Annotated in this window: 13 protein-coding genes; 3 read left to right on the forward strand and 10 right to left on the reverse strand. The window is 62.9% G+C overall.

Annotated features, from left to right (window positions below):
* Positions 1–24: 24 nt before the first annotated feature.
* The 5 genes from QN413_RS05945 to QN413_RS05965 form a co-directional block, all read right to left on the reverse strand.
* On the reverse strand, positions 25–2,379 hold the full coding sequence (locus tag QN413_RS05945) for a methyl-accepting chemotaxis protein (RefSeq protein WP_323495703.1): 2,355 nt from the start codon (positions 2,377–2,379) through the stop codon (positions 25–27).
* A 35-nt stretch (positions 2,380–2,414) separates the two neighbouring features.
* Positions 2,415–2,948, reverse strand: a complete 534-nt coding sequence (locus QN413_RS05950) for a chemotaxis protein CheW (protein WP_187053074.1) — start codon at positions 2,946–2,948, stop codon at positions 2,415–2,417.
* Positions 2,949–2,964: 16 nt separating this feature from the next.
* Positions 2,965–3,330, reverse strand: coding sequence for a response regulator transcription factor (locus tag QN413_RS05955; RefSeq protein ID WP_187053075.1), 366 nt, complete (start codon positions 3,328–3,330; stop codon positions 2,965–2,967).
* Positions 3,330–3,728, reverse strand: a complete 399-nt coding sequence (locus QN413_RS05960) for a response regulator (protein WP_187053076.1) — start codon at positions 3,726–3,728, stop codon at positions 3,330–3,332. The genes QN413_RS05955 and QN413_RS05960 overlap by 1 nt, the downstream gene beginning before the upstream one ends.
* An 80-nt stretch (positions 3,729–3,808) precedes the next feature.
* Positions 3,809–3,979, reverse strand: coding sequence for a rubredoxin (locus QN413_RS05965; protein ID WP_187053077.1), 171 nt, complete (start codon positions 3,977–3,979; stop codon positions 3,809–3,811).
* 110 nt (positions 3,980–4,089) lie between these two features.
* On the opposite strand from QN413_RS05965, the gene thiD reads away from it, so the two are divergent.
* Together thiD and hemL are read left to right on the forward strand one after the other, a co-directional pair.
* Positions 4,090–5,067, forward strand: a complete 978-nt coding sequence (gene thiD, locus QN413_RS05970; protein ID WP_323495704.1) for a bifunctional hydroxymethylpyrimidine kinase/phosphomethylpyrimidine kinase — start codon at positions 4,090–4,092, stop codon at positions 5,065–5,067.
* A gap of 24 nt (positions 5,068–5,091) precedes the next feature.
* Positions 5,092–6,384 (forward strand): glutamate-1-semialdehyde 2,1-aminomutase, encoded by a 1,293-nt coding sequence (gene hemL / locus QN413_RS05975; protein ID WP_323495705.1) that lies wholly within the window; start codon positions 5,092–5,094, stop codon positions 6,382–6,384.
* Positions 6,385–6,452: 68 nt separating this feature from the next.
* Here hemL and QN413_RS05980 read toward each other — a convergent pair whose 3' ends face one another.
* The 4 genes from QN413_RS05980 to dusB all read right to left on the reverse strand — a co-directional run bounded on the left by QN413_RS05980 (position 6,453) and on the right by dusB (position 9,862).
* Positions 6,453–6,755 (reverse strand): c-type cytochrome, encoded by a 303-nt coding sequence (locus tag QN413_RS05980; protein WP_323495706.1) that lies wholly within the window; start codon positions 6,753–6,755, stop codon positions 6,453–6,455.
* 111 nt (positions 6,756–6,866) lie between these two features.
* A complete protein-coding gene (gene purH, locus QN413_RS05985; protein ID WP_323495707.1) occupies positions 6,867–8,474 on the reverse strand; it encodes a bifunctional phosphoribosylaminoimidazolecarboxamide formyltransferase/IMP cyclohydrolase in 1,608 nt (535 codons plus the stop codon).
* Positions 8,475–8,527: 53 nt separating this feature from the next.
* Entirely contained in the window at positions 8,528–8,764 is a 237-nt protein-coding gene (locus QN413_RS05990) for a Fis family transcriptional regulator (RefSeq protein WP_187053082.1), read from the reverse strand.
* A 21-nt stretch (positions 8,765–8,785) separates the two neighbouring features.
* The gene (dusB, locus tag QN413_RS05995) at positions 8,786–9,862 is read right to left on the reverse strand and encodes a tRNA dihydrouridine synthase DusB (protein ID WP_323495708.1); all 1,077 of its coding nucleotides are present in this window, start codon (positions 9,860–9,862) and stop codon (positions 8,786–8,788) included.
* A gap of 222 nt (positions 9,863–10,084) precedes the next feature.
* Here dusB and QN413_RS06000 point away from each other — a divergent pair, with 222 nt between their 5' ends.
* Positions 10,085–10,555, forward strand: coding sequence for a YqaA family protein (locus tag QN413_RS06000; protein ID WP_323495709.1), 471 nt, complete (start codon positions 10,085–10,087; stop codon positions 10,553–10,555).
* Between the two features lie 9 nt (positions 10,556–10,564).
* On the opposite strand, the gene QN413_RS06005 is transcribed toward QN413_RS06000, so the two are convergent.
* Entirely contained in the window at positions 10,565–11,239 is a 675-nt protein-coding gene (locus QN413_RS06005) for a glutathione S-transferase (RefSeq protein WP_323495710.1), read from the reverse strand.
* Positions 11,240–11,561: the final 322 nt, after the last annotated feature.

Genomic DNA, 11,561 nt, shown 5'->3' on the forward strand with positions numbered 1-11,561 from the left:
AACGGGCGTCGGACGTCGAACGGCTTAAGCGATCTTGAAACGCGACACCGACTGGCGAAGTTCTTCAGCCATGTGCGACAGCTCGCGCACCTGTTGCGCGGTGGTGCGCGTGCCTTCGCCAGTTTGCTCGGTCACCGCAAAAATGTGCTGAATGTTGGCAGCCACCACGTTGGCCGAATCGGCCTCGCGCGATGCCGATTGGGAGATCTGCTCGATCAGCTCGGCAAGGCGACGCGACACGCGGTCGATCTCCGACAGTGCGGTGCCGGCGTTGTCGGACAACTTGGCGCCTTCGACCACACCCTGCGTGGAGCGCTCCATGGCGCCTACGGCATCCTGGGTGTCGGTTTGAATCGCCTTCACCAGCGCCGAGATCTGACGCGTCGCATCGGCAGACCGCTCGGCCAGCCGCTGCACTTCTTCGGCCACTACCGAGAAGCCGCGGCCGGCTTCACCGGCCGATGCCGCCTGAATGGCCGCGTTGAGTGCCAGCACGTTGGTCTGCTCGGTAATGTCGGAAATCAGCTCGGTGATTTCACCGATCTCTTGCGATGATTCGCCGAGCCGCTTGATGCGCTTGGACGTTTCCTGGATCTGGTCGCGAATCGAGTTCATACCGCCGATGGCGTTCTGCACCGCCTGCAAGCCGGACGATGCGGCCTGCAGCGACTGCCGCGCCACCGTGGCCGACTCTTGCGCCTGTGCCGACACGCCGTTGATCCGCTCGGCCATCGTCAGCACCGACTGCCCGGTCTCGCGAATCTCGCGCAGCTGCTCGGTCGAGGCTGCCAGCAGCTCGGTCGATGTGCTTTCCACTTGCGACGTCGTTGCGGCCACGCGGGTCGCCGTGTTCTGCACGTTGCCCACCAGCAAACGCAGTTCTTCCACCGTGTAGTTCACCGAATCGGCGATGGCGCCGGTGATGTCCTCGGTCACCGTGGCTTCTTGCGTCAAGTCACCCTCGGCCACCGTTTGCAGCTCGTTCATGAGCCGCAAAATTGCCGCCTGGTTGGCGGCGTTCACGCGGCTCGCGTCTTCGCGCATGCGCTCGGCCTCGACCCGTTCGTTCTCGGCCAAAGCGGCACGTTCGCGCCCTTCTCTCACTTGAACGAAACCGATCGCGCCAGCGAGCAGCAGTGCCGCCAGCGCCAGCACGAACAGCATCACCAGGGTGCCGGCGCCCAGGCCGGTGCGTTGCGACAGCTTGTCTTGCAGATCGCCGAGCGCGAGGCGCAGCGGTTCGCTGTCGGTCAAGATCATTGATTGCGCTTCGCGCGCCGCCACCAGGCCCTGCAGGTTTCCGAGAATGGCACCGGCCTGGCCGCGCGTCTGCTCATACGTCTTCAGGATGGCTTCGAGTTGCTGGCGGGTCTGCGCATCGCGCGAGCCGGGCAAGCGTTGTTGCGCATTGCCGTCGAGCAGGCCGCGCGTAATTTCCTGGAAAGTGTTCAGGTCTTTGCCAAGCAGGAACACCGCATCGGGGCTCACGCCTTCGACCGTCAGAAATTCATTGGCAGACTTGCCGATCCGCTGCGTCAGCATGACCAGCTGACCGGCAGCAGAGATCTCCGGCACGGTCGCGTTCTGCTGCATCTTGAGCGACGCCACCGTCTCGGTCATTTCAAGCAAATCGGACGACTGGCGGTTGATGTTGCGAAGCGCGGCACCGACCTGCGTCAGGATCTGCTGCTGCGCCAGCACGGCTTTGGCGCTCTTGTCGGCACGGTCGACCAGCGGATTGATTTTTTCGAGTTCCGCGTCGTACTGAGAACCGACACGCTCGAGCTTGAGCGAGTCGTCACCGGCCGTCAGGCCTTGTGCGCGACGCGCCAGATCGTCCGAACTTTCCTTCACTTCGGTGAAGGCCGGCACGTTGCCCACCAGCGCCTGCGAAACCGACTTGGCCAGACGCTGCGATTGCATCAGCGCCTGACCAGTCGAAGCCACCTGTTGTGCCAAACGCTCTGCGCGAAGAATGGCGGAACCCGCCACGAGAAGCAGCAGCAACACGACCGCCGCCAGCACGCCGGCCAGCACGCGCTGTTGGCGTTGCAGCCCACCGCGTGCCGCCAACGGCGCACCGGTGCCACTGCCCGCCGATGCCGCCAGGGGCTCAGGCACATCGTCGAAATTACGGCTGGGCGCAAAGTCGGCGTGGCCATCCGGAGACACAACGGTATCCGGAGGTTCGGGCGCGTGTGCAGGCACCGCAGCCGCCTCGTTCGCGGACTCACGGCGCAGCAGCACCGTTCGTTCTTCCGGCGGCTGAACCGTCTCGGTGTGCTCGAGCGACATGGCCGCGGCGTTGCTGGCGTGAACGGTCACGCCGTCTTCCCGCAAAGGTAGAAACTTCTTGAACTTGTCGGCGATCGAACTCACGGTCGGTCCTTCAGGTTGTTGTCTGGTCGACGCCCTCAGGCGCCGATGCTCAAAAACTGGGGTTGCTGCGACAGCGCCTGCAGGTTGACTTCCTGCCAGCGCTCTCCTGCAACGTCTGTGTAGGCATGCCCGAGCCACGCCGGCGCATCAGGCCCCGGCAGCTCGGCAGCGGTAAATGCTTCAACGCCACGCAGCCCGATCAGGCGATCGACGAGCAATGCGCAATTGACTTCGAGCAACTCGTTCAAGGCCACCATGCGCGACTGCGCACGAGCCGATTCGGTAGCGGCCAGCGGCGTCGCAACGCCCGATGCAAAACTCGACAACTGCACCACGCCATACAAGCCGCCGCGCAAGTTGGCGACGCCGAGGAACCACGGCTCGGTATAGGGCACTGCTTGCGGTGGCGTCCAAGGAAATATCTCGCCAGCATGGGAGAGGGGAAACAGGTACTTGCGGTCGCCTGCTTCGACTGCGAGCCAGGAGGCAGACACACCCGATGTGCGCGCTGCCTGCAGACGACTGGCAAGTCGGGACTGGAAAGCGCGCAGGGCGTCGCGGTTGGCCATGGACTCGTCGGGACGATCAGGCCAGCGCGCTGATCTTTGCCATCAGTTCGGCCGCGTTGACCGGCTTCACGATGTAGTCGCGAGCGCCCTGGCGCATGCCCCAGACGCGGTCCGTTTCCTGATTCTTGCTGGTGCACAGAATGATGGGCACGGACGCGTATTGCGGATTGCGCGCAATGGCGCGAGTCAGCTGAAAGCCGTTTTGACCGGGCATCACGACGTCCATCAGGATGAGGTCGGGTTGTTCTTCTTCGAGGCGGCGCATCGCGTCGTCCGCGTTCTCTGCGGTTTTGACGGCAAACCCATTCTTCTGGAGCAGGTCGGTCAAAAACAGCAACTCCGTCTTGGAGTCGTCGACGACCAGCACTTTGTGAATCGGCATTAAGGTGCTTCCTGTTGAACCAGACCGAACTGCTGCACGGCTTGCAGCAACTGGTCTTTGGTGAACGGCTTGGTGAGATAGTCCTGCGAGCCGACCATGCGGCCGCGCGCCTTGTCGAAGACGCCGTCTTTGGAAGACAGCATCACGACAGGGACGTTTGAAAAATGCGCGTTGCGCTTGATGATGGCGCAGGTCTGATAGCCGTCGAGGCGCGGCATCAGAATGTCGCAAAAGATGAGGTGCGGCTTGTGGTCGTTGATCTTCGAGAGTGCATCGAAGCCATCTTCGGCGAGCAGCACTTCATGACCACCTTGCTTCAGGAAGATCTCGGCACTGCGCCGAATGGTGTTGCTGTCATCGATGACCAGCACCTTGTAACCGGACCCGCTCGTGCTCATTCGCACTCCTCGTTGCACCCACACCGGGAAGACGACTGCGCGGACTTCTCAGCGCAGGAAGCACGACCCTATGCCATGCTTCACATCTCAACCATTTCGAAGTCTTCCTTGCGCGCCCCGCACTCCGGGCAAGTCCAATTCATTGGAACCTCTGCCCACGCCGTACCTGGCGCAATACCATCTTCTGGTACTCCCACCGCTTCGTCATAGATCCACCCGCAAATCAGGCACATCCAGGTTTTCGTATTCATCGCAGCTTAAAGTCCCTGTACATAGAATGCAACGATTGTATCTAGGCGTATCACGATTACACGTGACCAACGTCTCACATATGCCACCATCGCGTGACACCAAACGGCGTATGACAACTTACTTACTACCGCCCGAGAACGCCCGCCTTCCGGGTGATCTTAACGACCCCCCAACAACCGAAGAAGACGAGGGGCTAGAGGTCGAAGGCCTGGATCCTCCCTGCGTGCTGGTTTTTAATGCGAGCGACCCCAGCGGCGCCGGTGGATTGGGCGGCGATGCACTCGCCATGGCCTCCGTCGGCGCCCACATGTTGCCGGTCGTAACAGGCGCCTACGCACGCGACACCGCCGAAATCTTCGATCACTTTCCGTTCGATGAAGAAGCCGTTGCCGAACAAACGCGCGCCATCCTGGAGGACGTCGAAGTGCAATTGATCAAGGTCGGCTTCGTCGGCACGCCGGAGATCCTGAGCACAGTTGCCGAAACCGCGACCGACTATCCCGAGGTACCACTGGTGGCGTACATGCCCAACCTGTCGTGGTGGGACGAGAACCTCATCGAGCCGTACCTCGACGCTTTCCGCGAACTGCTGTTGCCGCAGACGACGGTTCTGGTCGGAAACCACAGCACCCTGTGGCGCTGGCTGTTACCCGACTGGTCCGGCGACCGGCCACCCGGAGCGCGCGACATCGCCAAGGCCGCGGGCGAGTTCGGCGTGCCCTACACGCTGGTGACCGGCATCATGCTGCCCGACCAGCACATCGACAACGTGCTGGCGTCACCGCAATCGGTGCTCGCGAGCGAGAAATACGAGCGGCTCGAAGCCGTGTTCTCCGGTGCTGGCGACACGCTGTCGGCTGCGCTCGCGGCACTGCTCGCCAGCGGTACCGACCTGGTCGCAGCTACCGGCGAAGCGCTGAGTTATATGGATCGCTGTCTCGACGCAGGCTTCAGGCCGGGCATGGGGCACGTGATTCCCGACCGCCTCTTCTGGGCGCAAGAAGAAGAAGAAGATCTCGACGATGACCCTCCCGAAATCGGAGACGCCTCCGATTTCGGCCTGCCTCCGCATGACACCCGACACTGATCTCTCGCACTGAAAAGCACCGACATGGCTACCGACCTCAACGAAACCCTCTTCGAGCGCGCTCGCGCCGTCATCCCCGGCGGCGTCAATTCGCCGGTCCGCGCATTCAAGGCCGTGGGCGGCACGCCGCGCTTCGTCAAGCGCGCGCAAGGCGCTTACTTCTGGGACGCCAACGACAAGCGCTATGTCGACTACATCGGCTCGTGGGGGCCGATGATCCTTGGACACGGCCATCCGGCAGTGGTCGAAGCGGTGCAAAAGGCCATGCTCGACGGCTTCTCCTATGGCGCACCGACCGAGCGCGAAATCGAACTGGCTGAAGCCATCCTCGCGCTGGTGCCGTCGATGGAAATGGTGCGCCTCGTGAGCTCCGGCACCGAAGCGGCGATGAGTGCGCTGCGGCTGGCGCGCGGTGCCACCGGCCGCAAGTACATCATCAAGTTCGAAGGCTGTTATCACGGCCACGCCGACGCGTTGCTGGTCAAGGCTGGCTCCGGTCTCGCAACCTTCGGGCATCCGACTTCCGCCGGCGTGCCGCCCGAAGTCGTGCAGCACACGCTGGTTCTCGAATACAACAACATCACCCAATTGGAAGAGGCGTTCTCGCTGCACGGCCACGAACTCGCTTGCCTGATGATCGAAGCGATCGCCGGCAACATGAACTTCGTGCGCGCCACGCCCGAATTTGCGAAGCGCTGTCGAGAACTCTGCACTCAGCACGGCGCGCTGCTGGTGTTCGACGAAGTGATGACGGGTTTTCGCGTTGGCCTGCATGGCGCGCAGGGCGTGCTCGGCGTCACGCCCGACCTCACTGTGCTGGGCAAAGTGATCGGCGGCGGTATGCCACTGGCTGCATTCGGCGGGCCGCGCGCCATCATGGAGCAGCTGGCGCCGCTTGGCCCGGTGTACCAGGCGGGCACGCTGTCGGGCAACCCGGTAGCCACCGCATGCGGTTTGGCGACGCTCAAGGAAGTGGCCAAGCCCGGCTTCTTCGAAGGGCTCGGCCGGAAGACGCGTTCGCTGACCGACGGCCTGCGCGCCGCTGCGAAGGCCGAGGGCCTGCCCTTCAACGCCGACAGCGAAGGCGGCATGTTCGGTTTCTTCTTGATGGATGCACTGCCGCAAAACTACGCGACGGTGATGACGACCGACAACGCCAAATTCAACGCGCTGTTTCACGGCCTGCTCGACCGCGGCGTCTACATCGCACCGGCTTTGTATGAAGCCGGGTTCGTCAGCGCGGCGCACAGCGAAGAAGACATTGCAGCGACCATCGTGTCTGCGCGCGAGATCTTCAGGACACTGGCAAATCGGTAAGCGCGCCAGCCGCTGCAGCTAAGCGCCGGATCCTGTGCATCGGCCAACGGTGCCGATGTCCGCCTTGCTCACGGCTGCGACGGCTGCGACAGTACCCATTTCGCGAGGAGCGCCGCATCGGCTTCGGTCACCTGCGGTTGCCGCGGCATGATGAGGCGACCCCAGACACCGACGCCGCCGCTGCGAATCTTGGCGGCCAGATGCGCCGGTGCGCCGGCATCGTCGCGGTAGCGCGCCGCGACCTGCGCGAAGCCCGGGCCGACCTGCGTGTGGACCAGCCCGTGGCACGACAGGCAGCCGGATTTGTTGGCCAACGCCTGTCCCTGCACTGACGCGGTCGCGACCGTGGTCGCCGCTGTCTGCGCCCACATCGCCGACCCGCTGCCTGCCACCACGACCGCAACCGAAACTGCGCCCCACCATCGCCCGGCTATCGGCCGCACTCGACACCCCTGCCAGTGGCGCATGTTTTCAATGCCGCTTCAATGCCGAAAGTGCCGCACGCCGCTGAGCACCATCACCACGCCGCGCTCGTCGGCTGCATCGATCACTTCCTGGTCGCGCATCGAGCCACCGGGTTGAATGACGCTGCTCGCACCGGCATCGACAACAACATCGAGCCCGTCGCGGAACGGGAAAAAGGCATCACTCGCAACCGCAGTGTTCTTCAACGACAGCCCTGCATGCTCGGCCTTGATGCTCGCGATGCGTGCCGAGTCGAGGCGGCTCATCTGGCCCGCGCCGACGCCCATCGTCATGCCACCGGCACAGAACACGATCGCGTTGCTCTTGACGAACTTGGCGACCTTCCATGCGAACAGCAGGTCTTCGAGTTGCTCGGCGGTCGGCTGCTTCTTGCTGACCACTTTGAGTTCGCTCGCGGCGAGCACGCGGTTGTCGGCGGTCTGCATCAGCAGGCCGGAGCCGACACGCTTGACGTCGACCGCGTTGCGCCCATTGTCCCAATCGGTCGCGCCACCCGGCGGCAGTGCGATCTCGAGCACTCGCACATTGAGCTTGGCCTTGGTCGCCTGGAACACCGCGAGCGCTTCGGCCGTGTAGCCGGGCGCCATCAGCACCTCGACGAACTGCTTGTTGATTTCTTGCGCGGTGGCTGCGTCCACTGGGCGATTGAACGCGATGATGCCGCCGAAGGCCGAAGTCGGATCGGTCTTGAACGCCTTTGCATAAGCCTCGGCCGCATCCTTGCCGACCGCCACGCCGCACGGATTGGCGTGCTTCACGATCACGCATGCAGGAACGTCGAAGCTCTTGACGCATTCCCAGGCCGCATCGGCATCGGCGATGTTGTTGTAGCTGAGCTCCTTACCCTGCAACTGCTTCGCGCTGACCAGCGATCCCGGCGCCGGGAACAGGTCGCGATAGAACGCGGCCTGCTGGTGCGGGTTCTCCCCGTAACGCAGATCCTGCAGCTTGACGAAGCGGCCGTTGGTCTGCGCGGGGAACAGCGCACGCGTCGGCGCGGGCTGGCCGATGCTGGCGTCGAAGTCGATGGCGGAGAGATAGTCGCTGATCGCGCCGTCGTATTGGCTGATGCGATTGAAGGCGGCCACCGAGAAAGCGAACCTGGTCTTGTCGCTCAGCTTGCCGTCTGCCCTGAGTTCGGCCAGTGCCTGCGGGTACTGCGCGGCATCGGTCAGCACGCCGACGTCTTGCCAGTTCTTGGCCGCGCTGCGCACCATCGCCGGCCCGCCGATGTCGATGTTCTCGATCGCGTCTTCCAGCGTGCAGCCGGGCTTGGCGACGGTCGATTCGAACGGGTAGAGATTGACCACCAGCAAATCAATCGCCTCGATGTCGTGCGCGTCGATGGCCGCCACATGCGCCGGCACATCGCGGCGCGCGAGCAGGCCCCCATGGATCTTGGGGTGCAGTGTCTTGACCCGGCCATCGAGCATCTCGGGAAAGCCCGTGTGGTCGGCGACTTCGGTCACCGGCAAGCCGGCATCGGCAAGAAGCTTGGCGGTGCCGCCGGTCGAGAGCAGCTTGATATCGAGCGCGTGCAACGCCTGGGCGAATTCGAGGATTCCGGTCTTGTCGGAAACGGAGATCAGTGCGGTGAGTGCCATGGGGTGCTTTGTTGCTTCGTGTTTTGTTCTTCTGCTGCGGTGTGCTTACGCACTTACTTGAGCAACTTGTGTTCGACCAGCTTCTTGCGCAGCGTGTTGCGATTGAGACCGAGCCACTGCGCGGCGCGCGACTGGTTGCCTTCGGCCCGCGTCATGACGACGTCGAGCAATGGTTTTTCGACCACGCGCACGAGCATCTCGTACATACCATCGGGCTCGGTGCCGCGCAGGTCGCGAAAGTAACTGTCGAGGCTGGTGCGCACGCAGTCTTCAATGTGTTTTTTGCTCATGCTTGTTCTCTGCTTCTCTTCTCATTCAGCGGTGGTGACCGCTTCCTCGTTCCCCATCGTCCCCATTGCGTCCGTCTGCTCTTCGGCAGGGCGGTACGTCGGCATGCGGTCCATGCGGACACCAAGCTCATCGAAATATTCGCCGACCGCGCGCAGTTGCAATGCGCTGTCTTCGATCGTATTCATGCGGGCCCGGAACGCCTCGCCATCCGGCAGGCCCCGAACGTACCAGCCGATGTGTTTGCGGGCAGTGCGCACACCGCTGTACTCACCGTACAAACCATGGTGCTCTTGAAGATGGTCGAGCAGCAATCGCCGTACTTCGGCAACGAGCGGTGGCGCCAGGTGCGTTCCGGTTTCCAGGAAGTGCGCGATCTCGCGAAAGATCCATGGGCGGCCTTGCGCGGCGCGGCCGATCATCACCGCATCGGCACCGGTTGCTGCCAGCACGTCGCGTGCTTTCTCCGGACTGGTCACATCGCCGTTGGCAACCACGGGCACACGCACCGCGGCCTTCACTCCCGCGATGGTGTCGTACTCGGCGGCACCCTTGTAGCCCTGCTCGCGCGTGCGGCCATGCACTGTCAGCATCTGCACGCCGGCTGCTTCGAAATCACGCGCCAGCTTCACCGCGTTGCGACGATCGTCGCTCCAACCGGTTCGCATCTTGAGCGTGACGGGCACGCCATGCGGCGCTGCAGCAGCCACCACCGCTTCGACGATTTGAAGCGCCAGCGGTTCGTCGCGCATCAATGCGGAGCCCGCCCATTTGTTGCATACCTTCTTGGCAGGGCAACCCATGTTGATATCGATGATCTGCGCGCCGCGATCGATGTTGTATTGCGCTGCTTCGGCCATCATTGCCGCATCGGTGCCAGCGATCTGCACCGAGATAGGACCGGGCTCACCCACATGATCGGCACGGCGCGACGTCTTGAGCGAGCCCCACAGATCCCTTCGCGAAGTGACCATCTCGCTCACTGCATAACCGGCACCGAGTTGTCGGCACAGCATGCGAAACGGCCTGTCGGTCACGCCGGCCATGGGCGCGACGAACAGGCGGTTTTCCAGCGTGATGTTGCCGATCTGCAGTGTCATGAAAGTGGAAGCGGATGTGCTGTCGGCTGCTGAAAAATGAGGCACGATTGTAGCCACGCTGCGTTTCAGTGACTGAAACGATTTGCACGAATATTTGCCTCGGGTTTGCGAGCCCGTTCGCGGCGTTGGTCGCCCGTCCTTCAGCCGTCCTGATCGGTGGCCGCCCGATCGCGCGTTTTTCCCACAACGTGCCCAAAGCACCGCTTCCTATACTGCGCGACCATGCAAGCCTGGCTCGACTCTCTTCTCGCACTGCTCGCGCTCCCGCAATACGGGCTGTCGACGCTTTTCATGGCCGCTTTCGTATCGGCCACGCTGGTGCCGGTCGGGTCCGAGCCGTTTCTATTCGGTCTTCTCAAGTTGAACCCGTCGATGTTCTGGCCGGCCATCGGCGTCGCGACCCTTGGCAACACTTTGGGCGGCGCCGTCGACTGGTGGATGGGTTATGGCGCGCACCAAGTCGCCGACAAGTATTCGAATTCCAAGCACCACACGCGCGTGCTCAAGTGGCTTGAAAAGCTCGGCCCCAAAGCGTGCCTCTTGAGTTGGCTGCCGCTGGTCGGCGATCCGCTTTGCGCCGTCGCCGGCTGGCTCAAGCTGTCGTTCTGGCCGTGTGTGTTCTACATGGCCATTGGCAAATTTGCGCGCTACGTGACGATGACAGTCGCGCTTCTCTACATCTGGCCGGAGTAACCGAGCGGCTCAGCCCAGCAGGGCGTACGGGCCGCCGCGTTCGAGTGCGCGCTTGTAAGCGGGGCGCGCATGGATGCGCTCGAGATAGGCCATGAGCTTGGGGCGAGTCGCATTGAGGCCGCCGCGCGCTTTTGCCGCTTCGACCGGGAAGCTCATCTGGATGTCGGCACCGGTAAAGTTCTCTCCAGCGAACCAGCGGCTCTTGCCGAGCTCGCCTTCCATGAAGTCGAGGTGCGCCTTGATGTTCGGCGTGATGAAGCCAGCCTTGGCCCTGGCAGCGATGGATTTGGCGATCGGCTTCACGAAGAAAGGCATCTTGCCGTTCTCGATTTTGTCGAAGATCAATTTCAACAGCAGCGGCGGCATGGCAGAACCCTCTGCGTAGTGCAGCCAGTAGCGATAACGCAGTGCTTCCGGCGTTCCCGCGGCAGGTGCCAATCGGCCTTCACCAAAACGCTCTATCACCGTCTCGACAATCGCTCCGGACTCTGCCAACGTCAAGCCGTCCTCGGTTGTCACGACGGGCGATTTGCCCAGCGGATGCACCGCGCGCAACTCGGGTGGCGCCAGCATCGTCTGCGGGTTGCGCTCGTAGCGAACGACTTCGTATGGCAGGGCGAGCTCTTCGAGCAGCCAGAGCACGCGTTGCGAGCGCGAGTTGTTGAGATGGTGAACGGTGATCATGAGCGTCGCAAAATGCGAATGAATTCTGGAAAGATCGGGAGTCTAACGACGCTGTTGCTGTGCGCCTTGGGCGGGCTGGCATCCGATGCCAATGCACTGGAACCCGAGGCGATTTTTCAACGTGTCTCGCCCGCTGTGTGGACGGTGAAGGCCGATCGTGGCAGGGGCGCGTTCTCCATCGGCAGCGCGGTCGCCGTTACGCCCGCTGCAATGGTCACCGCGTGCCATGTGGTCGACGCGCGTCTTTCTGATCACGAGAGACGGCCAGTACGGCACTGCCACCAGTTCAGCTGCACTCATCGGGCATGTCAAAGCATGCGCC

The sequence above is a fragment of the Variovorax sp. LG9.2 genome (assembly GCF_035018885.1).
Taxonomy (GTDB): domain Bacteria; phylum Pseudomonadota; class Gammaproteobacteria; order Burkholderiales; family Burkholderiaceae_C; genus Variovorax.